Source organism: Prescottella subtropica, assembly GCF_005434945.1.
Taxonomy (GTDB): Bacteria; Actinomycetota; Actinomycetes; order Mycobacteriales; family Mycobacteriaceae; genus Prescottella; species Prescottella subtropica.
The window spans coordinates 53,209-77,542 of sequence record NZ_SKCH01000016.1; the positions used below are offsets into that span (position 1 = coordinate 53,209).

Below are 24,334 nucleotides of genomic sequence, written 5' to 3' on the forward strand. Positions count from 1 at the left end.
AAGATAACGATTGGGTCTAGTTTGCGACGGTGCGGAATCCGAGCATCATGTCGTGGTCCTCGTGATCGAGCATGTGGCAGTGCCACACGTAGCCCTGCAGAGGGCCCGCTGCCGGCATCTCGTGGCCGGCATGATCGGACTCCCCCGCCGGCGCCCCGAAGGTGGCGTCGGGGTCGAAGCCGAGGTCGTCGGAGGTCGGGAACACGGCGACGATCCGGGTGACACTGCCGATGTCGGCGACGACGGTGTCCTTGCGTCCGGTCTCCCACGGCTGCGGCGGGAGCAGCGGCGAGGTCAGATAGTCGTCGACGGGGGGCGCCCACCGGGTGCCGACGGCCGGCTGCGGATGGTCCCGGACATACCGGTCGACGTCGATGCGCTGGCGTCCGAGCACCCGGAAGTTGACCAGGTGCAGGTGGATCGGGTGCGGTTCCGGGGAGACGTTGACGATGTCCCACTGCTCGACGGTGCCCTGGCGGGGCATCTCGATGTCCGGGTCGCCGAACCGCAGATTGTTCAGGGACATGAGGACACCGCCGGTGGCGGGGTCGGGCAGTTGCAGGACGGTGACGGTGCGCCGCGCCTGCGGGGTGGGGACGGGTTCGAGGTCGGCGGGCTGCCCGGGTCCGCCGCGCAGGGTTTCCGGTACGGCGGTCGGGCGTCCCGGCCCGGCGGCGACGCGGAAGCGGCAGAACAGCGGCATCGCGCGGACGCCGCGTTGTGCGACCCCGAGCGGGGGTGGTTCGTCGTTGCACAACTCCACCGTCGTGCCGGGTTCGAGTCCACCGAAGTCGACGAGGAGGTCGACACGTTCGCCGGGGGCGAGACGCACCTGGGTGGACGGGAGTGGCGCGGGCAGCATGCCACCGTCGGCGCCGATGATCCAGAAACGCATTCGGTTGCCGAAGAACAGATTCCAGATGCTGAACGACGCCGCGTTGAGGATCCGCAGCCGGTACATGCCGCGGGCCACGTCGAGTTTCGGCCACACCGTGCCGTTGACGACGCCGACGTCGCCGGGGGTGGCGGGGTCCCAGCGGCCGGGTGGGAGCAGCGGGGAGACGCGGTAGCTCTGGTGTCCGTCGGCGGTGAACAGTTTTTCCTGCATGACGAGGGGGATCTCGAACTCGCCGGACGGTAGTCCCCACGCGTTCTGCGGTGTGCCGGTGTCGAAGTCGTCGCGGAGCAGGCACATGCCGGCGAGGCCGGCGTACACGTTGAGACGGGTGATGCCCATGGCGTGGTCGTGGTACCAGAGTCCGGTGGCCTCGTGCCCGTTCGGGAAGTGGTGGACGTGGCCCTGTCCGGGGCGTTGCAGATACATGGGGTGGCCGTCGTGTTCGGGTGGGGTGACGGCGCCGTGCAGGTGCATGGAGGTGGGGACGGCGGTGCGGTCCCGGTCGGTGACGCCGTGGAGGGTGGTGTCGAAGTCGGCGGCGAGGGGGTGGACGGTGATGTCGTTGCGGTAGGTGACGGTGAGCGGGTCGTCGCGGTGCGCTTCGATCGTGGGCCCGAGGTAGTCGACGCCGCCGTAGGAGAGGGCGGGTGACGGGGCGAGGTCGCGGTGGAAGCGGTGGGTGGTGCTGCCGGCCTGCAGTTCGATACTGGTGCCGGTGAGGTGCGGGAGTCGGGGTAGGTCGTCGACGAACGGTTCGAGGTGCGGGGACGCGTACAGCAGTGGCCGGGACGGGTCGATGTTTCCTAGGTCGCCGAGGTCCCCGAGGTCTTGGCCTCGGGCGACTCCGGTGCCGAGTCCGACCGCGGCGACGGTGTACGCGAGTCCGCGGGTGAAGGTGCGTCGAGAGATACCCCTGCCCATGTGCCGTCACACTCCCCTGTGGTCGCCCTACCGGAGCACGCCCGCCCGACGGTACGCCGGAATGGCAACCCGGCCAGCGGTTTGCGGTGACTCGCCCCCGTGACACGCGTCTTTCCGGATAGGACGGGCGAATCGGTCGCCTACGCTGGGCGCATCGTCTTGTCGTGCCGAAAGGTTCGGAACCACTGTGCGTTCGTCGAAGTTCACTGTCGCGTTGGCGCGGGAGGCCTTGGTTGCTCGTTCGGAGTCTGCGCAGGGTTGGTTGCGCAGCACTCCGGCGGGACGGACTGCACAGCGTGTGCTGTCCGGGTTCGCGGACGCCGAGTGGGCGGACCGGTCGATGACGTTGGCGGCCCAGTCGTTCACGTCGGTGTTGCCGGTGGCGATCGTGGCGTCCAGCCTCGGTAATCACGATGCCGTCACCCGGGGGTTCTTCGACCAGTTCGGGATCGACGTCGACGGTGTCGGTGTCGGTGTCGGTGTGGACGCTGTCGGGCTCGACGATCCGTCGTTCGCCGCGTTCGGCATCGTCGGCACACTGATGGTCCTCATCGGCGGAACGTCGTTCGCGCGTGCTCTCGGGCGCATGTACGGGCGGATCTGGAAGGTGCCGACGCTCCGGTTCACCAGTTGGTAGCGGTGGATCGCGGTGCTGCTGTCGATGGGGTCGGCGGCGGCGCTGATCGGTGCGGCCCGCACTCTCGGCGGTGTCCCCTATCTCGGTGTCTGGCTGACGATGGGCGCCCAGTTCGCGGTGTGGGTGGCGCTGTGGGCGTTGATCCCGCATCTGCTCACCGAGCAGCGTCTGTCGGCGCGGGTGCTGTGGGCGATGGGCCTGACCACCGCTGCCGGGCTCGCCGTACTGCGACTGGCCGGCAACGTCTTCCTGCCGATCGCGGTGGAGGCGTCCGAAACCAAGTTCGGCGCACTCGGACTCGTGTTCACCGCGCTCGGCTGGATGTTCGTGGCGTACGGGATCGTCGTCGGCGCCGCGGTGTTCACGAAGGCGTTCGCCCTCGACGAGGGTCCGATCGGGCGCCTTCTCCGCGGCCCGGTGGACCCGGTCGACGACGTGTCGGCAGCGGCTCCGGCACACACAGATCCATGCTGAACGCAGTTTTGTACAAAACTCGAGGATTCGTACACAACTGTCCGGAACAGAAAGTGTGTGTCCGGGGCCGCAGCCTCCGACCGCTACGCGATGCGGGCCGTCGCCTTGATCTCCACCAGAATGCCCGGCTTCCCCAGGGCGGCAGCACCGATCGCGGTCCATGCCGGTCGTGCATCCTCCTGGAATTTCGCCTTCACCGCCATGAACTCGGCCATGTGGTTCGGGTAGTCGACGTGGAAGCTGGTGAGGTCCACGAGGTCCTGCGGTCCGACGCCGTTCGCCTCGAGCAGCGCCCCGATCGTCGCGAACGCCAGCTCGTACTGCCGCGTCGGATCGGACGGGACACTGCCGTCCGCTTCGAGACCGACCTGTCCGGAGCAGAACAGCAGATCACCGCTGCGCACCGCATCCGAGTAGCCGTACTCGATCTCCCACTGGCTTGCCATATCTACTTCCTCACTCTCACCGGATGTTTCGTGTCGAAAAGTCAGCGCAGGTACCCGTACTGTGCGACGGGTGCGACCGGGGTGTCCCGCACGCTCCCGGCGAGGCCGCGCAGCAGGATGTTCCGCAGTTCACGCGGATCGATCACGTCGTCGTAGACGAGGGTCCGGGCGAGCCCCCACGGTCCGGACGCCTCGTTGTCGACGAGGGCGCGGCGGGTGGCGTCGTCCTCCTTCGCGGTGCGGCCACCGACGTCGGCGGGAATACCGCCGAGGGTGACGGCCGGGAACGCGAGGGTCATGGTCTGGTCGTCGTACGGGTTCATGCCCATCACCGAACTGCCGAATCCGAACGCCTTGCGCACCGTCACATGAAATTTCGGTCCGCGCAACCGGTGCTGCGCCGCGAACATGCGGGCCCCGGCTTTGAGGATGCCGGCCTTCTCGGCGGCGGTTCCGGCCATGACACCGGGATTGTCGGCGAGGAACAGCACCGGCAGGTGGAAGGCGCCGGCCATCTGCAGGAACGCCGCCGCCTTGTCGGCCGCGTCGACGGTGATCGCACCGGCGGCGACCGTCGGCTGATTCGCGACGACCGCGACCGCATGCCCGCCGATGCGGACGAGTGCGGTGACGATCGACCGCCCGTAGGTGGGTTGGATCTCGGTGACGGTCCCGGCGTCGGCGACCGCGTCCACCATCGCCCGCATGTCGTAGGCGCGCCGCTGGTTCACCGGGATCAGGTCGAGAAGTTCCGGCAGGGTGCGCGCACCGACGTCCCCGGTATCGCTCCACGGCGGCCGCTGCCACGCACTGCCCGGCAGATACGACAGGTAGCGGCGCACCAGTGCCAGTGCCGCGGTATCGGATTCGACGATATTGTGGGCGACGCCGGACATGTCGATCGCGACCTGCGGCCCACCGAGCGTCTGTTTGTCGACCTGTTCCCCGGTGGATGCGGCGACGAGCGGCGGTCCGGCGGTGAACAGTGCGCCGTGGCCGTCGACCATGACCACGAAGTCCGACAGCGGCGCGGCCAGTGCGCCGTGTCCGGCGGACGGCCCGGTGACGATCGCGACGGTGGGGACGAGTCCGGACAGGTCTGCGATGGCCTGAAGATCGTTGGGGGCGGGGCGGTTCCGTTCCAGCGCATTGGTGGCGCGGTGTCCGGCACCCTCGAGCATCATGATCAGCGGGGTCCGGTTGCGCAGCGCGAGTTCGGCGGCACGGGTTCGTTTGGATGCGGCGGCGGTGCCGATCGAGCCGCCGGCGACGGTGAAGTCCTCGGCGCCGACGGTGACCGGACGCCCGTCGATCGTGCCGGTCCCCGCGACGAACGCGTCCGCCGGGACGGCCGGATCCCCGGTGAGCGGGCCGAGTTCGGTGAACGAGTCGGCGTCGAGCAGGGCGTCGATGCGGCCGCGGGCATCGAGTCGCCCGGACGCCCGGTAGCGGGTCAGCTTCTCGGGTCCGCCCATCGCACGGGCCGCAGCCTTCCGCTCGGTCAGGTCGGCGAGCAGTTGCTCCCAGTCGGCCCGGTTCTCGACGTTCACCCTTACCCCCCGAACAGTAGTGATCCGGGTCACGACGAGCACCGGCGAGGTGAGGGTACGAAGAAATCTGCTTTCCGGCAACAACACTCACCGCTCAGTGGAATCAAGGCCGACCTGTCACCTGACAGCCGAACGTCATACTCCTCGGCCGGGACGCCCCAGGCCGGTCACCGCACCGCTGACGGGCCGCGGATCTTGCGCCAATAACGCCAGCGCGGCATGGGCTCGTCGTCGATGTTCCACTGGGATACCGAGCCACGACCGATGATCGGGATCCTGCAACGCGTCCACCAGAACACGCACACGTCCACGATCACTGCCGACCATCCTGGCACGGTCGGCCACCGGATCCTCGATCGCGCACGCGAGTACAACTGCATCGTCGAGATGCCGTTCTCGATCGCGTGGATCTTCCTTGAATGCAGCACCCTTCAGAACGAGTGCACCGAGAACATCCGGAACGCTCAACCGGATCGAACGGTCACCGACATCCACCATGCAATCGACAGTTTTCCTCAGAGCCGAAGTCCCTGCCGGAACCGCGAATACCTCTCTGCCCACGACGTGCGGCCGACGACTGGGGGCCAGGTGGTCTGCCACCATGACGTCGACCTGGTCGTCACCGCGGACGAACCGATGCACAGGACCTTTTCCGATCGGCAGGCACAATTCGTAGCCGAGTTGCTCGAGTTGATCCCGCACTCCACCGAACGTCGCGGCACCGGTCTCGACATGCAACACCATGTCGACGTCGACCGTGACGGAGCCAGTCCCGCGCGCACCGCGTGAAGTTGGACCATCAAACCTCCCACCAGAGTCCATTGCTCCGACGGGATCCACGTTGCGAGCTCAGCTACCTGTGGCCACGGTGACGCCCAGCCGCCTGCCGGTGCCGTGACCATCCATTTCGGACGACTATCGGATGTCATCAAGAAGCTCCTCGAGAACTCGAACGCCTGCGCTGCGTTCGCGGGTGTCGAGGGATTCCATCAAGTCGAGGGCCACGGCAGCGAGCGGGGTAATTCCGTCAGCGAACGCCACCGGCGAGGTCACGACACGGATCACGACATCGCCCTCGCTCGCATCGGGAATCAGCCCGCACTCGTCGACGAGGGCACCATAGTCCGAATCGAGCGCATAGCCGTCGACACCGGCGCCGACGATTCCCGATCCCAGATCGAACCTCGTTGCAAGACCGCCGTATTCGACAGCACTCCTCCCGGTGACGGCAAGACGCTCGGCGAGCAGGGTTCGAGTACCGGCACCCCACCCCCGCATTCGGTGCGTCACCGCCCGGCGACGCGCGAGGAAGGCAATGTCATGAGCGGACGAACGCCGCAGTCGATGTACAAGCCTGGTCGATTGTGCCGCGGGGAGCCAATCCGCCGAGTTTCCCGACAATCGACTCAATGCCGCCCACGCCACCGACTCGTTCCACGGCCGGCCCCGCTGCCGGCTCATCTGCCCCAGCCGATACACCGATGCCGCGTCCAGCAAGAATGCCCCACCGATCTCACGCACAATCGCAAGATCGCCCGCTCGCGCGAGACGAGCGACCTGACGCCGCGACACCTTCAATTCGGCGGCCGCGTCGGACACCGACATCTCACCCATGAAGATATGGTCGCATGTGCGACTATATCCGGCAATAAATGCAGTTCACTCCGGTACCGGATTGCGCACCGGTTCCCCCTCCGCATGCTGTAGCTGGCCGGTTCCGGGGTCGATTTCGACGGCGTGGGACGGCAGTTCCTGTACCGCGACGACGATGTGTTGTTCACCGTCGACGGTCACGCGGCCGTGGGTGACCGGGGGCAGCCCGGACAGGGTCGCGGACACCCCGGGTACCCGCAGGGGCAGGGGGCCACCGAACTCGGGGCCGCTTCCCTGGTCGCCGTCGGGTTGGGCGTGGGTCGACAGTTTCAGGTACCGCGGTGTGGTGGCCAGTTCGTAGCGGAACGCCTTGAGCATCGAAATGCAGGCGAGCACCAGGACGATCGAGAACGGGACGGCGGTGGCGATCGACGCCGTCTGCAGTGCGGTGAGCGATCCGGCGCCGCCGACGAGGAGCAGCACGGCTGCGGCGACACCCTCGAGGATCGACCAGTACATGCGGGTGATCTTCGGGGTCTCGAGGTTGCCGCCGAACGACAGGATGTCGATGACGAGGGAACCGGAGTCGGCGGAGGTGACGAAGAAGAACACGACGACGGCGATCGCGAGCACACTGGTGATCGTCGCCCACGGGAGTCCGTCGAGCAGATGGAACAGGGTGGTGTTGGTGTCGACGGCGCCGTCGACGAGCATGTCGCCGTCGCTCCGCTGCCGCAGGATTCCGGAGTTGCCGAAGATCGTGAACCACAGCGACCCGATGATGGTGGGGGCGAGCAGCACTCCGAACACGAATTCGCGGATTGTGCGGCCGCGGGAGATGCGGGCGATGAACATGCCGACGAACGGCGCCCAGCTCATCCACCATCCCCAGTAGAAGATGGTCCAGGCGCCGGCCCAGCCGTCGTCGGAGAACGGGGAGGTGCGCAGCATCATCTTCGGCAGGGCCTGGATGTAGCCGCCGAGGTTCTGCACCCACGACTGCATGAGGAACAGGGTCGGGCCGAGGATCAGCACGAACAGCGCCAGGCCGATCGCGAGCCCCATGTTGATGTTCGACAGCCAGCGCAGCCCCTTGGTGACGCCGCTGACCACCGAGAACGTGGCGAGGCCGGTGACGACGGCGATGAGTGCGATCGTGAACCAGTTGTTCGTCTCCACCCAGCCGAGGTATTCGAGTCCGGCCGAGATCTGCTGGACGCCGAAGCCGAGGGAGGTGGCGACACCGAACAGGGTGCCGACGATCGCGATGACGTCGACGGCGTGACCGAGGGGGCCTTCGACGCGCTTGCGTCCCAGCAGCGGTTCGAGGAGCCAGCGGATCGACAGCGGCCGGCCCTTGCGGTACGTCATGTAGGCGAGGCCGAGTCCGACGACGACGTAGATGGCCCACGCGTGCAGACCCCAGTGGAACAGGGTCAGTTCCATCGCCTGGTTGGCGGCGGCATCGGTGGAGCCCGGAACCCGGCCTGCCTGAGGAGGATTCACGTAGTGCGACAGCGGTTCGGCGACACCGTAGAAGACGAGACCGATGCCCATGCCGGCACTGAACAGCATCGCGAACCACGACAGCAGCCCGAATTCGGGTTTCTCGTCGTCGTCACCGAGTCGGATGTTGCCGATGCGGGAGATGCCGCAGTACAGCGCGAACACCACGAACCCGGTGGCCGCCAGGATGTACCACCAGCCGACACCGTCGGTGATGACGGTGTTGAGCCGGGTGAAGGCGTCGCTCGCGGTGCCCGAGTAGACCACCGCGAACACGATCATCGCGAGGATGATCAGGGACGCCGGGACGAACACCGGCTTCCGTAATCCCCGCCATGCGGTTCGTATCGCCGTCACAATCGTCCCCTTCGAGTTGCCTCTGTATTGCGTCTGCACCGCGGAGTACCCGCGATGAAGTCCGCAATCCAGACAAACACAGAACATCGGGGTCCGCTGGGGAACGCCGTGACGGCGCGAGGAAACGACCCCGGAAACGCCGTGTGCGCGGTCACCGGGCTCGTAGGCCGGTGACCGCGCACACGGTCGAGCCGAAAACTAGACGAGCAGCTCCGCGATCTGAATCGTGTTGAGTGCAGCGCCCTTTCGCAGGTTGTCACCCGAGACGAACAGTGCGAGACCGCGGCCCTCGGGGGCACCCGGATCCTGACGGATACGGCCGACGAGGGATACGTCACCACCGGCGGCGGCGAGCGGGTTCGGCACGTCGACGAGTTCGACGCCGGGGGCGGCGGCGAGCAGTTCCTTGGCGCGCTCCACCGACAGCGGCCGCGCGAACTCGGCGTTGATGGCGAGCGAGTGGCCGGTGACGACCGGGACGCGCACGCACGTGCCGGACACGAGCAGGTCGGGCAGGCCGAGGATCTTGCGGCTCTCGTTGCGGAGCTTCTGGTCCTCGTCGGTCTCGCCGCTGCCGTCGTCGACGAGGTCACCGGCGAGCGGCACCACGTTGAACGCGATGGGGGCGACGTACTTGGTCGGGGCCGGGAAGTCGGCGGCCGCACCGGAGTGGACCAGCTTCTCGGCGTCGTCGGCGACGGCCCGCACCTGGCCGACGAGTTCCTCGACACCGGCGATGCCGCTGCCGGAGACGGCCTGGTAGCTGGAGACGATCAGACGCTGCAGGCCTGCCTCGTCGTGCAGCACCTTGAGGACCGGCATCGCGGCCATCGTGGTGCAGTTCGGGTTGGCGATGATGCCCTTGGGCGGGTTCTTGGTCGCCTCCGGGTTGACCTCGCTGACGACGAGGGGAACCTCGGGGTCCTTGCGCCACGCCGACGAGTTGTCGACGACGATCGCGCCGGCCGCCGCGAAGCGGGGGGCCTGGGCACGCGACAGGGTGGCACCGGCGGAGAACAGGGCGATGTCGATGCCCTTCAGATCCTCGTCGGACGTCGCCGACGCATCCTCGACGACGATGTCTTCACCGCGGAACGGCAGCGTCTTGCCCGCCGAACGCGCCGATGCGAAGAACCGGACCTTGTCGGCCGGGAAATTGCGCTGCTCGAGCAGGGTGCGCATGACGATGCCGACCTGACCGGTGGCACCGACGACAGCAATGGTGGTCATAACTGGTTACCGTCCCGTTCCTGCGTGGACGACGGCTTCTTCCTCGCCGCCGAGTTCGAATGCTGCGTGGATCGCGCGCACGGCGTCGTCCAGGTCCGTGTCCTTGACCAGCACCGAGATGCGGATCTCCGACGTGGAGATGAGGTCGATGTTGACGTCGGCGTCGGCGAGGGCCTCGCAGAACTTCGCGGTGACGCCCGGGTGGCTCTTCATGCCGGCGCCGACGAGCGACACCTTGCCGATGAGGTCGTCGAACAGGATCTGCGTGAAGCCGATCTCCGACTGCAGGGCCGTCAGCTTCTCGACGGCGCGCGGGCCGTCGGCCTTGGGCAGCGTGAACGTGATGTCGGTCTTGCCGGTCTCGACCTTGGAGATGTTCTGCAGCACCATGTCGATGTTGATCTCGGCGTCGGCGACGGCACGGAAGAGCTTGGCGGCGTGGCCCGGCGTGTCGGGCATGCCGACGACGGTGACCTTGGCTTCGCCGCGGTCGTGCGCGACGCCGGTGATCAGGGCTTCTTCCACGGGAATGTCCTCCATCGATCCGGACACGATCGTGCCGGGCTTGGTCGTGTATGACGAGCGGACGTGCACGGGCACGTTGTAGCGGCGGGCGTATTCGACGCAGCGCAGCATGAGTACCTTGGCGCCGCACGCGGCCATCTCGAGCATCTCCTCGAAGGAGACGGTGTCTAGGCGCTGGGCGTCGGGCACGATGCGCGGGTCGGCGGAGTAGATGCCGTCGACGTCGGTGTAGATCTCGCACACGTCGGCGTTCAGCGCGGCGGCGAGGGCGACGGCGGTGGTGTCGGAGCCGCCGCGGCCGAGGGTGGTGACGTCCTTGCTGTCCTGGCTGACGCCCTGGAAGCCGGCGACCAGCACGATCGAGCCCTCGTCGAGGGCGGCGCGGACACGGCCCGGGGTGACGTCGATGATCTTGGCGTTGCCGTGGCTGCCGGTCGTGATGACACCGGCCTGCGAGCCGGTGAACGAGCGGGCCTGCGCACCGAGCGAATGGATCGCCATCGCGACGAGTGCATTGGAGATGCGTTCACCCGAGGTGAGCAGCATGTCCATCTCGCGGGCCGGCGGCACCGGGCACACCTGCTGGGCGAGGTCGAGCAGTTCGTCGGTGGTGTCGCCCATCGCCGAGACGACCACGACGACGTCATTGCCCGCCTTCTTCGTCTCGACGATCCGTTCAGCGACACGTCGGATGCGCTCGGCGCTCGAGACCGAGGACCCCCCGTACTTCTGGACGACGAGAGCCACGCGTGTGTACCTCCGGCTAGTTGGGTTGATGCAGTGTTGATGCAGTCCAGTGATCGAGCTTACCGAGGTGTATCCCGGCAGTGCAGGGCCACCTCACCCAGTGGGAGTCCCCGATCCCGGGGTCCGGGTGGCAGCATCGGCGTCGTGGATCTCACACGACGTCCGACGCCTCGCGCTACCGAGGAACGCGCCTCGGTCTCGACGATCGAACTGTTCTTCGATCTGGTGTTCGTCTTCGCCGTCACGATGGCGGACGACCTCATGGCCGACGATCCCACAGTGATCAACCTTCTGCACGGCATCCTCGTGCTGGCGGTGCTGTGGTGGGCGTGGGTCTGTTACTCGTGGCTGGGCAATGTGGTGCGCGCCGACGAGGGTGTCGTGCGCGTCACGATGCTCGCCGCGATGTCGGCGGTGTTCGTGATCGCCCTGACGATCCCGGAGGCGTTCGACGATCTGCCCGGCGGCCTGGACGGCCCGATGGTGTTCGCGCTCGCCTACTTCGTGGTGCGCGCGCTGCACATTCTGATGTTCCTGGTGATCAGCCGGGAGGATCCGCAGTTGCGTGGTCAGGTGTGGCGGTTCGTGCCGTCGATGCTGGCGGGAACGGTGTTCCTGTTGATCGCGTCGCAACTGACCGGGGTGTGGCAGGTCGTCATGTGGGGTCTGGCGCTGGCCGGCGACTATCTGGGCACGCTGGTCGGTGGTGCCGCGCTGTACCTGGCCGCACTGGTCGTGTTCGAGCAGATCGGTGTCGGCGCGTTCCGGCTCGCCCGCGTCGTCACCGTCGTCGCGCTGCTCGCGCTGATTCCCGTCGTGTGGCACGCTCCGGCACTCGCCGCGCTCGGGGTGCTGGCCGTCGTACTGCTGGCGCTCGTCGGCTACGAGACGACGGCGCACGCCGAGCAACGGCGGGTGCGGCACCTCCCGGTCAGGGGGTGACGATCGCGAAGTCCGGGTCGGGTCCGTCCAGATACGAGACGAGCTCACCCAGTCCGGCAGCGTCTCCTGCCACCGTGACGCTGCCGTCGGTGATCAGGGCGGCCATGTCGGCACCGCCCAGCAGGATCCGGTGCAGATCCGGGCTCGACAGCGTGAACACCGCATCCGGAGGCGAGGGTTGTCCTGTGGTGTCATCCAGGTCGAAGTGCACCAGCAACCCGTTCCGCAGCCGGGTGCGATGCACGAGATCGTCTACCCGCCAGTCGATCGTGATGTCCGCGTCCCACGCCCGCGGACCGTCCACCCGCAACGCGACCGCGTCGAACAACTGCTCGACACTGAGCGCCCCCGCAATGTCCGGGGACGCGGTCACCGTCGGGGTGCCGATCGGGCCGTGCCGCAGTTCGTAGGCGCCCATGAGGAAGAAGTTGCGCCACGTCCCGTTCTCGCATCCGAACCCGAGTTGTTCGAGCGTGTCCGCCTGCAGAGCCTTCGCTTCTGCATTGCCCGGATCCGCGAAGATCACGTAGTTCAATACCTGTGCCGTCCAACGTAAATCACCGTCCGCAAACGACGTCCGCGCCTTCGCCAGCACCTCGTCGGCGCCACCCATGAACTCCACGTGCCGGCGCGCCGACTCGACCGGCGGGTGCTCCCACAGCCGGGCCGGATTGCCGTCGAACCAGCCCATGTACCGCTGGTAGATCGCCTTGACGTTGTGGCTGACCGAGCCGTAGTAGCCGTGGGTGTGCCACGCGTTCGCGATCGCCGGCGGCAGCGTGATCTCCTCCGCGATCTCGATCCCGGTGGCGCCCTGGTTGATCCGACGCAGAGTCTGATCGTGCAGATATCCGTACAGATCGCGCTGCACCGACAGGAACTCGGTCAACCGTTCGGTCCCCCACGTCGGCCAGTGGTGCGACGCGAACAGCACGTCCGAGCGGCCCGCGTACCGGCCTATCGACTCGGTCAGATACGTCGACCACACGTGCGGATCCCGTACCGGCGCGCCGCGCAGGGTCAGCAGATTGTGCAGGGTGTGCGTCGCATTCTCCGCCATGCACAGCGCCCGCCGGTCCGGGAAGTAGAAGTTCATCTCGGACGGCGCCTCCGTACCCGGCGTCATCTGGAACTCCACCCGCACACCGTCGATCGTCTCCGTCTGCCCGGTGTGGTCGACGTCCACCGTCGGCGCGATCAGGGTCGGGGTGCCCGTCGACGTCGTCGGGCCGAGTCCCGCACCCACCGCCCCGAGCGGGCCGCGGGGCAGCGCCGCCCCGTACATGTAGGCGGCGCGTCGGCCCATCGCCGTCCCGGCGTACACGTTCTCGGCCACCGCGTGCTCGACGAATCCGGCCGGCGCCACCACCGGGCACCGGCCCGCATCCACATCCTCCTGCGTGGTCACCCCCTTCACACCACCGAAATGGTCGATGTGGCAGTGCGAATAGATCACCCCGGTCACCGGCCGGTCACCGCGATGCGCGCGGTACAGAGCCAGTCCGGCCGCCGCCGTCTCCGCCGAGATCAGCGGATCGACGACGATCACACCGGTATCGCCTTCGACGAGGGTCATGTTCGACAGGTCGAGGCCACGAACCTGGTAGATGCCGTCGCACACCTCGAACAGGCCCTGCATCGTGCACAGCTTCGACTGCCGCCACAGGCTCGGATGCACCGTCGCCGGGCACTCGCCGTCGAGGAATCCGAACGACCCCGAATCCCACACCACGTCACCCGAGTCGTTCGTCACCACCGCCGGATCCAGCGCGCCCACGAAACCTCGCTGCGCGTCCTCGAAATCCTGTACGTCCGAGAACGGCAACTCTTGCGTGGCAGTCTCACTCATGCTTCGTGTGCTTGTCACACTCTCGTCCCGACCGGTCATCGACGTCCCCTCGCTTGCTCCTGCGTTTCCGGTGTCACCGTCGAGACTCCCAAGCCTGCACCGTTCGGGAATCATCCGAAGCGGGTGAACGAACAGACTGTCCGCGTTACGCTTCCGGCACGACAAGACGGTTCGCCCAGCCGGGACCGGGCGTGAGAGCTCGCGGCACGGGGAGACATGTCGGGTGGAGACCATCAGTAGTCCGAAAAATAGCGTATGCGAATACATTCCAGAACTACGTCACGGCCGCGGCGTATCGAGAAGGCGGTTGTCGGACGCACTCGATCGAGCCGTGAACGATTCGCCCGGAGCATCATCGATCGCCCTCGTGTGTGCGCCGGCCGGGTCGGGGAAGACGACACTGTTGGCCGACTGGGCCCGGACCGCGGCAGAGGATGTCACCGTCGCCTGGGTCACCGTCGACGACACGGACGAGCCGGTATCGCTGACCGGCCTGGTCGCGAGAGCACTGATCGACACCGGGCATCCACGGATGCAACATCCTTGCGCCGAGACCACACCGATCACCGTCCTGCTGGGCAGCGTCCCGGAACGGGTGTGGATCATCCTCGACGACGCCCATCTCCTGCACCATCCGGAGTCGCTGTCCGAACTCGAAACTCTCATTCGCGACACCCCGCGAAATGTGCGCATCGTGGTGTGCGGCAGGTTCGAGCCACCCCTGGCACTGCAGAAACTCCGACTCGACGGCCGCGTCGTCGACATCACGTTCGACGATCTCGCCTTCACATCGGACGAGGCCGCAATCCTGTTGGACGAACACGATGTTCGCCTCACCCCCGACGACCTCGCCGCATTGATGGCCCGCACCGAAGGCTGGGCTGCCGGACTCCGGCTCGCCGGCATGTCCCTCGAGAACCATCCCGATCCGACACGTCTGATCGACGAGTTCACGGGCTGCTGTCGCGCTGTCGCCGACTATCTCATCGAGCAGGTCCTGCGCGACCTGCCCACCGCGACACGGGACTTCCTGGTCAGGACGTCGGTACCGGCCACATTCACGATCGGTCTCGCCGAACAGCTCACCGACTGCCCGGACGCCCACACGATCGTGGACGAGTTGGAACGTCGTAACTTCCTCATCGGGCGGATCGAGGGCACCCCCACCAGGTTCCGATACCACCCACTGCTGCGCAGCTACCTGCAGGCCGAGATCGGCAGGCTCGGCCGCCGTGCCGTCACCGAACTCGAGCACGTCACCTCCCGGTGGTACGCACAGTTCGGCGAGGCACTGTCGGCCGTCGAACATGCGGTCGCGGCCGAGAACGTCCGGGACGTCACCTCGGCTCTCCGCGACTCGGGACTCGGGTCGATCCTCGACGGTCACGGCGCCGCCCTCGAACGGCTCCTCGCCGGCACACCGCACACGATCCGCGAGCAGCCGATCGTCCGGGTCGTTCGGGCTGCCGCGCACCTCCAGGACCGGAACCCCGTGGTCGCTGCCGAGCTGTTCGAGGCCACGATCCCGGACCCCCGCACCGACATCGAAACGGATGCCTACACAGCGGCTCTCACGAGTGCCGTACGCCTCCATCTCGCGGTCGAGCGTGGTCGGGCGGCGCCCGCGCTGGCGCAGGATGCGGCCGTCCCGGTCTCGGGGGATCCGGTGCTGGCGTCGTACCGGTTTCTGCAACGCGGGCGGGCCCGACTTCACCTCGGGCTGCTCGATCAGGCCGAGGAGGACCTGCACCGGGCTGCCGAGTGCGCCCGTGGCAGCGGATCGCCGCGCACCGAGCGGCATGTGACGGTCGAACTGGCGCTGCTGCACCTGTGCCGGGGCACACTCACGGATGCGCATGCCTGCACCGCGCTCGGCGGCAGCCGACCGGTGGACGTCCCACCGGACATCGACACCCATCGCACCGCGCTCGCCGACGCACTCGTCAGTTATCTGCGCAACGACCTCCCGCAGGCCACCACACTCGCAACGACGACGATGGATGCGACGCACGGTTCGCACGACCCGATCGCTGAGGAGAGTGCCTGCGCCGCAGGTCTCTACCGGATCGACCTCGCCGTGGACCGACGGGCCGCGGTGACGGCCCTGCACACGGTCACCGCCACTGTGAGGCCGTCTCCCTGTCCACCCGGCCTCGTGGCGGCCACACTCCCGTCCGTCCTCTGCTCCTACCTGAACATCGGTGAGACGAACTGGGGTCGCGAACTCGTCGGCGCTGCGACGGCAACTCTCGGACACACCGGTGACACAGCCCTCCTCGACGCGATCCTGCGCCTGTACGCGGGCCGCCTCGAACGCGCACGGGCGATGTTGCAGCCGGTCCTCGACGGTGAACTCACATGTGCGGCAGCCACCAATATGGTGACGGCCCGGCTGGTGGACGCCGAGATCGCCCGCCGTCGAGGCCACGACGTCCATGCCCACGAATCGCTGTCCCGGGCGATGGAACTGGCCGAACCCGAGCGGATCCTGCGCCCCTTCCACGACATGACTCCTGCCGTGCGGGAACTGTCGGCCGTCAACCGCAGCCGCTTCGGCGTGTTCGCCGACACGGTCCGGGAATCGCTCCCCCGCACGTCGGTCACGACGGCGGAGCCGCTGACCCGGCGGGAACTCGAACTGCTCGCCGAACTGCCCACGTGGCGGACGGCCGAGGAGATCGCGGCCGACCTGTGCGTGTCGATCAACACGGTCAAGACACACCTGCGCGGGATCTACCGCAAGCTCGGTGTGTCGACGCGCCGCGAAGCCGTGACCGCGGCCCAGAGCAGCGGCCTCCTCCGGTAGCCGGATTCACCATCAGCGGGTGAGGTGCGCCCGCCTACTGTCGACCATCCTCGAGGGACGGGTGCGGGGCCCGCCGTTCGTATCCGACCTGTCGAGGGAGACGCGATGGCCGAAACCGATCCGGGTTGGCCGGCGCACGTCCGGTACGCGTTCCTCGTCGGCGGCGAGCTGTCCGAGCGGGCGCTGGCCGCGTTCCCGGAACTGCAGATGTCGGGGACCGTACCGGCGTACACGACGCTGTACGGACCGGTCCGCACGCCGACGGAACTGCGCGGCATGCTCGCCCGGTTCGATGCCCTCGGGCTGACGGTCGTCGAGATGCGTCGGCTTCCGGACTGAACCGGGACCGGTCGTCTAACGCCTGACCAGGTGAATCCGTGCGTCGATGCGGTGGATGCGCGGGTCGCCGGCGGGGATCAGGAACGTCTCGTGGATGCGGGCGGTGACGAGCGTCCGACCGCACAGTCCGGCGTCGATGAGGTAGTCGGCGACCACCTCGTCGCCGTCGACGCGGTACTGCTCGTCGCGGATCGCGCGGATCAGCCGGAACTGCGGCCCGCACGTGAGGCTGCGGCGCAGATGGTTTCCCGACCGACCCGTCTTGACGCCCACCTCGTAACGGACCGCGTCCGGCGCGTACGGGACCGTGTGGCCGTCGTGGCTGAGCAGGGCGGCAACGTAGGTGCGGGCCGCGTCGAGCTGTGCGTTCATGCCTCCAGAAGACCATGCCGCCCCGTCCGAGGGCTTGTTTTCCGCCCCACTTTCCCACCGCGGACGGGGCCCGAGGGTAGAGTGCCCCGTATGCAGCGCGCACTCCTTCTTCGGTGCCGCGGCGGGGTCTGATCCAGACTGGCGACCCGCCGCGGGACCTTCTCGTGCGCCGGTCGCCTCACTGTCGGACTCGTCATAGTCCACATTCGAACCTGGAGATCGATTCCCATGTCCCCCGCTGACGCTTTCACTTCCGGATCGCGCACCATCACGCCGCCGTCCAAGCCGGCGCCCGCCGATCAGCCCGCATGGAACACGCAGAAGAATTCGTCGATGCCGACCTTCCGGTACCGCCCGTTCGGGGAAGAGGTCGAGCCGGTCACGCTGCCGGACCGCACGTGGCCCGACAAGGTCATCGACCGCGCCCCGCAGTGGTGTGCCGTGGATCTGCGCGACGGCAACCAGGCGCTGATCGATCCGATGAGCCCGGCCCGCAAGCGCCGCATGTTCGAACTGCTGGTCCGCATGGGCTACAAGGAGATCGAGGTCGGGTTCCCGTCCGCGAGCCAGACCGACTTCGATTTCGTCCGCGAGATCATCGAGGACGGCGCGATCCCCGACGACGTCACCATCCAGGTGCTGACGCAGTCCCGCCCCGAACTGATCAAGCGCACCTTCGAGGCGTGCGACGGCGCGAAGAACGTGATCGTGCACTTCTACAATTCGACGTCGATCCTGCAGCGCCGCGTCGTGTTCCGCGCCGACCGGGACGCCATCAAGAAGATCGCCACCGACGCCGCCGAACTGGTACTCGAGGAGGCGAAGAAGCACCCGGACACCCACTGGCGCTGGGAGTACTCGCCGGAGTCGTACACGGGCACCGAACTGTCGTACGCCAAGGAGGTGTGCGACGCGGTCGTCGCCACCCTGGGCGCCACCCCCGAGAACCCGGTGATCATCAACCTGCCGGCCACCGTCGAGATGGCCACCCCCAACGTGTACGCCGACTCCATCGAGTGGATGCACCGCAACCTGGCCAAGCGCGACAGCATCATCCTGTCGCTGCACCCGCACAACGACCGCGGCACCGGTGTCGCGGCCGCCGAACTGGGCTACCAGGCCGGCGCCGACCGCATCGAGGGCTGCCTGTTCGGCAACGGTGAACGCACCGGCAACGTGTGCCTGGTGACGCTGGCCCTGAACATGTTCACCCGCGGTGTGGACCCGCAGATCGACTTCTCCAACATCGACGAGATCCGCCGCACCGTCGAATACTGCAACCAGCTGCCCGTCCACGAGCGTCACCCGTACGGCGGCGACCTGGTGTACACGGCGTTCTCCGGCAGCCACCAGGACGCGATCAACAAGGGCCTGGACGCCATGAAGATCGTCGCCGACCAGAAGAACGCCGACGTCGACGACATCGTGTGGGAGGTGCCGTACCTGCCGATCGACCCGAAGGATGTGGGCCGCACCTACGAGGCCGTCATCCGCGTCAACTCGCAGTCCGGCAAGGGCGGCGTCGCCTACATCATGAAGGCCGACCACGGCCTGGCGCTGCCGCGTCGCCTGCAGATCGAGTTCTCGCAGACCGTCCAGAAGATCACCGACGGTGCGGGCGGCGAGGTGTCCCCGAAGGAGATGTGGGACGTCTTCCACGAGGAGTACCTGGCCCCGGTCAGCCCGCTCGAGCGGATGCGTCAGAAGGTCACCGCGTCCGAGGAGGACGACGGCACCGACGCCATCACCGCGGCCGTGAAGATCAACGGGGTGGAGCAGGAGATCTCCGGCTCCGGCAACGGCCCGCTGGCCGCGTTCGTCGACGCCCTCGACACCGTCGGCTTCGACGTCCGCGTCCTGGACTACAGCGAGCACGCCATGTCCGCCGGTGACGACGCCCGCGCCGCCGCCTACGTCGAGGCCGCCGTGACCCTGCCCGACGGCTCCAGCAAGGTCGTGTGGGGTGTCGGCATCGCCACCTCCATCACCGCCGCCTCGCTGCGCGCCGTCGTGTCCGCGGTCAATCGCGCGCACTGAGTTTCCGCTGCTCCCGGGAGGGGCCGCGCATTTCCGGTGACGGGGATGCGCGGCCCCTCCCCGCGTTTTGCGCACTTAGCGCGGGTTCCCCGCCGGATGCCCCGCGTTTTGCGCACTTAGCGCGAGGAAACGGGCCACCCCGCTCCCCCCCTCGCGTTTTGCGCACTTAGCGCGGGTTCCGCGCCGGATGCCCCGCGTTTTTCGCACTTAGCGCGAGGAAACGGCGCGAATGTGCGCGGCAAGTGCGCAAAACGCGAGGGAGTGCGCGGGGGCGAGCAGGACAAAGGGGTGAAAACGGGGGGCGGGGCGCGCTCAGGCCGGGCGGGAGGCCTGGCGGAGGTGGCGTCCGGACGCGTAGAGCAGCACGACGCAGATGGCGACGGCTGGCCAGACGAGGACGAGGCCGACGGGGCGCAGGCGGTCGGCGTCCGACGAGACTGCGACGGTGAGGGCGGCGGCCGACGTCATGCCCATGGGGAAAGCGGTGGACCAGCGTCGGATGTCGAATTGTAGGCGTGGCCACCGGATTTCGGAGGCCACGAGTCCGATGTAGCCGGCGAGGACGAGGGACACGATGACGACGCCGGCCGTCTGGATGGCAGTGTGCAGTTCCTCCGGCCAGCCGGCGGCGGCGACGGCGGGGGCGAGTTTGCCGGCGGCGAGGGCACTGATCGCGAGGGCGCCCGCGAACACCCACTGGTCGCCGGCGCCGATCCGGAACTGGTCGTACGAGAAGCGGACCAGCACGGCAACGTAGAAGACCAGACCGAGGGTGAATGCGGCGAGTGCCGGTGCGACGAGCCAGTATTCGGATGCGGTGACGGCGAGGGTCGCGGCGAGGACCGCGAGCCCCTGGGTGGCGACGCACAGCAGGAAGTGGACGCCGACGGTCGGTCCGGTCCAGTGCCGCAGCACGCTCCGCATGAGGGCGAGCCACGCGAGCAGGGCGACGAGCAACAGCACCCAGCCGACAGGCGTCCAGCCGAGGAGCACGCAGCGGGTGCCGAGCACGCAGGTGGCGGCGACGCCGGTGAGGGCGGGCGGGGTTTCCGCTTCTCCGGCCCAGCGGGCACGGTCGTCGAACAGTCGGGACACGAACACGGCGACGAGCAGGACCCAGATGACGGCGTCGACGACGAGCCAGACCAGGGAGAACCATTCGATACCGGCGAGATGCAGTGCGACGGAGACGATGCCGGCGGACATCGACGCGGCCCCCGCACCGGGCGGGATGACGGTGAGCACGCGTCCGGCACCGGTTCGTGCACCTCGAACGTCTGACATGCCTTCCATGATGACGCAGCCCGATTCCGGGCAGGGACGAACGTCCCCGAATCGACGATTCACACCGCGAACCGGCCCCGGATGCGCCATTGTCGAGGGCAGGAGGCTGCCATGTCGCGTGAGAAGTCCGCTCGTTCCGCTCCGACTGCATCGATCGAGGGTCCGCTCGGTGCGGCACTGCTCGGTGCGGGCCGGTTCTTCACGCCGGGTTCGTTCTCCGACGATCTGCGGACGGTGTCCCGGGAGGGCGGTCGGGAGGGCGACGTCTTCTACCGGGACCGGTGGAGTCACGACAAGGTGGTGCGGTCGACGCACGGCGTGAACTGCACGGGGTCGTGTTCGTGGAAGATCTACGTCAAGGACGGGATCATCACGTGGGAGACGCAGGAGACGGATTATCCGTCGGTGGGGCCGGACCGTCCCGAGTACGAGCCGCGCGGCTGCCCGCGGGGGGCGGCGTTCTCGTGGTACACGTACTCCCCCACCAGGGTTCGCTACCCGTATGCGCGGGGTGTGCTGGTGGAGATGTTCCGGGAGGCGAAGCAGCGGCTCGGTGATCCGGTGCTGGCGTGGGCGGACATCCAGGCCGATCCGGAGCGGCGGCGTCGCTATCAGCGGGCCCGCGGCAAGGGTGGTCTGGTGCGGGTGACCTGGGACGAGGCCACCGAGATGATCGCGGCCGCGCACGTGCACACCATCAAGGAGTACGGCCCGGACCGGGTGGCCGGGTTCTCCCCCATTCCGGCGATGTCGATGCTGTCGTTCGCGGCGGGGTCGCGGTTCGTCGAACTCCTCGGCGGGGTGATGACGTCGTTCTACGACTGGTACGCCGATCTGCCGGTGGCGTCGCCGCAGGTGTTCGGGGACCAGACGGACGTCCCGGAGTCGGGTGACTGGTGGGATGCGTCGTACCTGATGATGTGGGGTTCGAACGTGCCCGTCACCCGCACCCCGGACGCGCACTGGATGGCGGAGGTGCGGTATCGCGGCACCAAGGTGGTCGTGGTGAGCCCGGATTTCGCCGACAACACCAAGTTCGCCGACGAGTGGATGCCGTGTGCGGCGGGCACCGACGGGGCGATGGCGATGGCGATGGGCCACGTGATTCTCAACGAGTTCTTCGTCCAGCGGCGTGAGTCGTTCTTCGTCGACTACGTCCGCCGGTACACCGATCTGCCGACGCTGGTGAAACTCGAGGACCGGGACGGCCGTCTGGCCCCCGGAAAGACTTTCACGGCAGCCGATCTGGGGATCGACACGGAGAACGCGGCGTTCAAGCCGGTGGTCCTCGACGGGACGACGGGGCAGCCGGCGGTACCGAACGGGTCGCTGGGGCACCGGTTCGGCGACGAGGGCGTCGGGCAGTGGAACCTCGACCTGGGTGATCTGGTACCCGTCCTGACCGTCGCCGGTGACGGGAACGATGTTGCTGCGGTGACGTTTCCGCGGTTCGACACCGTCGACGGGCACGGGGAGACGATCGACCGTGGGGTACCGGTACGGACCATTGCCGGGCACCGGGTGTGCACGGTGTTCGATCTGATGCTCGCGCAGTACGGGGTGGCGCGTCCGGGCCTACCGGGAAACTGGCCCACGGGCTACGACGACGCGGACTCCCCCAACACCCCAGCCTGGCAGGAGCCGATCACCGGGGTGTCGGCGGCGCAGGTGATCCGGATCGCCCGCGAGTTCGCGGTCAACGCCGTCGAATCCGGTGGCCGGTCGATGATCATCATGGGTGCCGGTGTGTGCCAGTGGTTCCACGGCGACGCCACCTATCGGGCGATGCTGTCGCTGCTGCTGCTCACCGGGTCGATGGGCCGCAACGGCGGCGGTTGGGCGCACTACGTGGGGCAGGAGAAGTGCCGGCCGATCACCGGGTGGGCGACGGTGGCGATGGGCACCGACTGGAGTCGGCCGCCACGCCAGATGGCGGGCACCACCTACTGGTACGCGCACACCGACCAGTGGCGGTACGACGGCTACCGCGCCGACGCCCTGGCCAGTCCCACCGGACGCGGCCGGTTCACGGGCAAGCACACGATGGATGTGACGGCGTCGGCGGTCGCGATGGGCTGGACGCCGTTCTATCCGCAGTTCGACCGGTCCAGCCTGGATGTGGCCGACGAGGCCGTCACCGCGGGCAAGGACGTGGCCGCGCATGTCGCGGAGCAGTTGGCGTCGGGTGAGCTGAAACTGGCGGTCACCGCCCCGGACGATCCGCGGAACTGGCCTCGGGTGCTGAGCGTCTGGCGGGCGAACCTGCTGGGGTCGTCGTCCAAGGGCAACGAGTACTTCCTGAAGCATCTGCTGGGGACGACGTCGAATCTGCAGGCGGAGCCGACGCGTCCCGAGTTGCGCCCCAACGACGTCGAATGGCCCGACGACATCCCGGAGGGCAAGCTGGACATGGTGATGTCGATCGACTTCCGGATGACGTCGACGACGCTGCTGTCGGACGTGGTGCTGCCGGCGGCGACGTGGTACGAGAAGTCGGATCTGTCGAGCACCGACATGCACCCGTACATTCACGCGTTCTCCCCGGCGATCGATCCGCCGTGGGAGACGAAGTCGGATGTCGACGCGTTCGGGGCGATCGCGCGGACGTTCTCGACGCTGGCCCGCACCCATCTGGGGACCCGCACCGATGTGGTGCTGGGCACGCTGCAGCACGACACCCCGGGCGCGATGGCGTATCCCGGTGGCGTCGAATCGGATTGGCGTGTCACCGGTGAGGTTCCGGTGCCGGGGAAGACGATGGGTCCGCTGACGGTCGTCGAACGCGACTACACGGCGATCGCCGAGAAGTGGGCGGCGCTCGGCCCGCTGGTGGAGAAGGCCGGCCTGGTCACCAAGGGCGTCACCTACCTCCCGGATCAGGAGGTCGCCGAGCTCGCCGCGAAGCACGGAGTGATGAGTTCCGGTGCGGCGGCGGGCCGTCCGGCGATGGACACCGCAGAGAAGATGTGCGAGACGGTGCTGCGGCTGTCGGGGACGTCGAACGGACGGCTCGCGGTGCAGGGGTTCCGGCAGCTCGAGCAGCGCACCGGGCAGCCGCTGGTGCAACTGGCGGAGGGCAGCGAGGAGCGTCGGATCACGTTCGCGGACACGCAGGCCCGTCCGGTGCCGGTGATCACCAGCCCGGAGTGGTCGGGCAGCGAGACCGGTGGCCGACGGTATGCGCCGTTCACGGTGAACATCGAGCAATTGAAACCGTTCCACACGCTCACCGGGCGGATGCACTTCTTCCTCGACCACGACTGGATGGAAGAACTCGGCGAGCAGCTGCCGATCTACCGGCCGCCGCTGGACATGGCCCGGCTGTTCGACGAGCCGCAGGTGGGTGAGATGCGCGACGGGATCGGGCTGACGGTCCGCTATCTGACGCCGCACAGCAAGTGGTCGATCCACTCGGAGTACCAGGACAACCTGTTCATGCTGTCGCTGTCGCGGGGCGGGCCGACGATGTGGATGAGCCCGAACGACGCCGCGAAGATCTCGGTGCGCGACAACGACTGGGTGGAGGCCGTCAACCGCAACGGGGTGGTGGTGTGCCGGGCGATCGTGTCGCATCGCATGCCGGACGGGGTGGTGTACGTGTATCACGCGCAGGAACGCACCATCGACGTGCCGCGGACGGAGACGACGGGAAACCGTGGCGGCATCCACAATTCGCTGACTCGACTGCTGATGAAACCGACCCATCTGGCCGGTGGGTACGCGCAGATGTCGTGGGCGTTCAACTATCTGGGTCCGACCGGCAACCAGCGGGACGAGGTGACGGTGGTGCGCCGCCGGAGCCAGTCGGTGACCTACTGAGA

The 24,334-nt window shown here is 67.8% G+C and carries 18 protein-coding genes; 8 read left to right on the forward strand and 10 right to left on the reverse strand.

Going from position 1 to position 24,334, the window contains the following annotated elements:
* Positions 1 to 16: 16 nt before the first annotated feature.
* On the reverse strand, positions 17 to 1,819 hold the full coding sequence (locus tag E0497_RS14520) for a multicopper oxidase family protein (RefSeq protein ID WP_137725502.1): 1,803 nt from the start codon (positions 1,817 to 1,819) through the stop codon (positions 17 to 19).
* Positions 1,820 to 2,006: 187 nt separating this feature from the next.
* On the opposite strand from E0497_RS14520, the gene E0497_RS20850 reads away from it, so the two are divergent.
* Both E0497_RS20850 and E0497_RS20855 read left to right on the forward strand, forming a co-directional pair.
* Entirely contained in the window at positions 2,007 to 2,456 is a 450-nt protein-coding gene (locus E0497_RS20850; protein WP_241665890.1) for a hypothetical protein, read from the forward strand.
* Between the two features lie 12 nt (positions 2,457 to 2,468).
* Positions 2,469 to 2,930, forward strand: coding sequence for a hypothetical protein (locus E0497_RS20855; protein ID WP_241665891.1), 462 nt, complete (start codon positions 2,469 to 2,471; stop codon positions 2,928 to 2,930).
* Between the two features lie 83 nt (positions 2,931 to 3,013).
* Here E0497_RS20855 and E0497_RS14530 read toward each other — a convergent pair whose 3' ends face one another.
* Positions 3,014 to 3,376 carry a RidA family protein gene (locus tag E0497_RS14530; RefSeq protein ID WP_137725503.1) on the reverse strand — a complete coding sequence of 121 codons (363 nt, stop codon included), beginning with the start codon at positions 3,374 to 3,376 and terminating at the stop codon, positions 3,014 to 3,016.
* A gap of 41 nt (positions 3,377 to 3,417) precedes the next feature.
* Positions 3,418 to 4,926 (reverse strand): acyl-CoA carboxylase subunit beta, encoded by a 1,509-nt coding sequence (locus E0497_RS14535; protein ID WP_137725504.1) that lies wholly within the window; start codon positions 4,924 to 4,926, stop codon positions 3,418 to 3,420.
* 264 nt (positions 4,927 to 5,190) lie between these two features.
* Here E0497_RS14535 and E0497_RS20435 point away from each other — a divergent pair, with 264 nt between their 5' ends.
* Positions 5,191 to 5,715, forward strand: a complete 525-nt coding sequence (locus E0497_RS20435) for a hypothetical protein (RefSeq protein WP_161987420.1) — start codon at positions 5,191 to 5,193, stop codon at positions 5,713 to 5,715.
* Between the two features lie 126 nt (positions 5,716 to 5,841).
* On the opposite strand, the gene E0497_RS14545 is transcribed toward E0497_RS20435, so the two are convergent.
* The 4 genes from E0497_RS14545 to E0497_RS14560 form a co-directional block, all read right to left on the reverse strand.
* Positions 5,842 to 6,540, reverse strand: coding sequence for a hypothetical protein (locus E0497_RS14545; RefSeq protein ID WP_137725505.1), 699 nt, complete (start codon positions 6,538 to 6,540; stop codon positions 5,842 to 5,844).
* Positions 6,541 to 6,585: 45 nt separating this feature from the next.
* A complete protein-coding gene (locus tag E0497_RS14550) occupies positions 6,586 to 8,382 on the reverse strand; it encodes a BCCT family transporter (RefSeq protein WP_170312981.1) in 1,797 nt (598 codons plus the stop codon).
* A gap of 198 nt (positions 8,383 to 8,580) precedes the next feature.
* Complete coding sequence (locus E0497_RS14555; RefSeq protein ID WP_137725507.1) at positions 8,581 to 9,612, reverse strand: aspartate-semialdehyde dehydrogenase; 1,032 nt, start codon at positions 9,610 to 9,612, stop codon at positions 8,581 to 8,583.
* 6 nt (positions 9,613 to 9,618) lie between these two features.
* Complete coding sequence (locus E0497_RS14560; protein ID WP_137725508.1) at positions 9,619 to 10,884, reverse strand: aspartate kinase; 1,266 nt, start codon at positions 10,882 to 10,884, stop codon at positions 9,619 to 9,621.
* A gap of 144 nt (positions 10,885 to 11,028) precedes the next feature.
* Here E0497_RS14560 and E0497_RS14565 point away from each other — a divergent pair, with 144 nt between their 5' ends.
* Positions 11,029 to 11,826 (forward strand): low temperature requirement protein A, encoded by a 798-nt coding sequence (locus E0497_RS14565; protein ID WP_241665892.1) that lies wholly within the window; start codon positions 11,029 to 11,031, stop codon positions 11,824 to 11,826.
* On the opposite strand, the gene E0497_RS14570 is transcribed toward E0497_RS14565, so the two are convergent.
* Positions 11,816 to 13,675 (reverse strand): alkyl/aryl-sulfatase, encoded by a 1,860-nt coding sequence (locus tag E0497_RS14570; RefSeq protein ID WP_241665893.1) that lies wholly within the window; start codon positions 13,673 to 13,675, stop codon positions 11,816 to 11,818. The genes E0497_RS14565 and E0497_RS14570 overlap by 11 nt on opposite strands.
* A 331-nt stretch (positions 13,676 to 14,006) precedes the next feature.
* Between E0497_RS14570 and E0497_RS14575 the strand changes: the two genes are divergently transcribed.
* Complete coding sequence (locus E0497_RS14575; protein ID WP_241665894.1) at positions 14,007 to 16,481, forward strand: winged helix-turn-helix domain-containing protein; 2,475 nt, start codon at positions 14,007 to 14,009, stop codon at positions 16,479 to 16,481.
* A gap of 105 nt (positions 16,482 to 16,586) precedes the next feature.
* Entirely contained in the window at positions 16,587 to 16,820 is a 234-nt protein-coding gene (locus tag E0497_RS14580; RefSeq protein WP_137725512.1) for a hypothetical protein, read from the forward strand.
* Positions 16,821 to 16,835: 15 nt separating this feature from the next.
* Here E0497_RS14580 and E0497_RS14585 read toward each other — a convergent pair whose 3' ends face one another.
* Positions 16,836 to 17,192, reverse strand: coding sequence for a DUF8021 domain-containing protein (locus E0497_RS14585; RefSeq protein ID WP_137725513.1), 357 nt, complete (start codon positions 17,190 to 17,192; stop codon positions 16,836 to 16,838).
* Between the two features lie 228 nt (positions 17,193 to 17,420).
* Here E0497_RS14585 and leuA point away from each other — a divergent pair, with 228 nt between their 5' ends.
* Positions 17,421 to 19,229, forward strand: coding sequence for a 2-isopropylmalate synthase (leuA, locus tag E0497_RS14590; protein WP_137725514.1), 1,809 nt, complete (start codon positions 17,421 to 17,423; stop codon positions 19,227 to 19,229).
* Between the two features lie 312 nt (positions 19,230 to 19,541).
* Here leuA and E0497_RS14595 read toward each other — a convergent pair whose 3' ends face one another.
* Positions 19,542 to 20,513, reverse strand: a complete 972-nt coding sequence (locus tag E0497_RS14595; RefSeq protein ID WP_137725515.1) for a tellurite resistance/C4-dicarboxylate transporter family protein — start codon at positions 20,511 to 20,513, stop codon at positions 19,542 to 19,544.
* Between the two features lie 111 nt (positions 20,514 to 20,624).
* Between E0497_RS14595 and E0497_RS14600 the strand changes: the two genes are divergently transcribed.
* Positions 20,625 to 24,332, forward strand: a complete 3,708-nt coding sequence (locus tag E0497_RS14600) for a nitrate reductase subunit alpha (protein ID WP_137725516.1) — start codon at positions 20,625 to 20,627, stop codon at positions 24,330 to 24,332.
* Positions 24,333 to 24,334 lie beyond the last annotated feature (2 nt).

What these genes read in the sequence shown, in the direction of transcription:
- E0497_RS14530 (WP_137725503.1), bottom strand. Translation starts at nt 3,376, where the DNA reads ATGGCAAGCCAGTGGGAGATCGAGTACGGCTACTCGGATGCGGTGCGC.
- E0497_RS14595 (WP_137725515.1), bottom strand. Translation starts at nt 20,513, where the DNA reads ATGTCAGACGTTCGAGGTGCACGAACCGGTGCCGGACGCGTGCTCACC.
- E0497_RS14520 (WP_137725502.1), bottom strand. Translation starts at nt 1,819, where the DNA reads ATGGGCAGGGGTATCTCTCGACGCACCTTCACCCGCGGACTCGCGTAC.
- E0497_RS14600 (WP_137725516.1), top strand. Translation starts at nt 20,625, where the DNA reads ATGTCGCGTGAGAAGTCCGCTCGTTCCGCTCCGACTGCATCGATCGAG.
- leuA (WP_137725514.1), top strand. Translation starts at nt 17,421, where the DNA reads ATGTCCCCCGCTGACGCTTTCACTTCCGGATCGCGCACCATCACGCCG.
- E0497_RS14545 (WP_137725505.1), bottom strand. Translation starts at nt 6,540, where the DNA reads ATGGGTGAGATGTCGGTGTCCGACGCGGCCGCCGAATTGAAGGTGTCG.
- E0497_RS14585 (WP_137725513.1), bottom strand. Translation starts at nt 17,192, where the DNA reads ATGAACGCACAGCTCGACGCGGCCCGCACCTACGTTGCCGCCCTGCTC.
- E0497_RS14570 (WP_241665893.1), bottom strand. Translation starts at nt 13,675, where the DNA reads ATGAGTGAGACTGCCACGCAAGAGTTGCCGTTCTCGGACGTACAGGAT.
- E0497_RS14580 (WP_137725512.1), top strand. Translation starts at nt 16,587, where the DNA reads ATGGCCGAAACCGATCCGGGTTGGCCGGCGCACGTCCGGTACGCGTTC.
- E0497_RS20435 (WP_161987420.1), top strand. Translation starts at nt 5,191, where the DNA reads ATGATCGGGATCCTGCAACGCGTCCACCAGAACACGCACACGTCCACG.
- E0497_RS14555 (WP_137725507.1), bottom strand. Translation starts at nt 9,612, where the DNA reads ATGACCACCATTGCTGTCGTCGGTGCCACCGGTCAGGTCGGCATCGTC.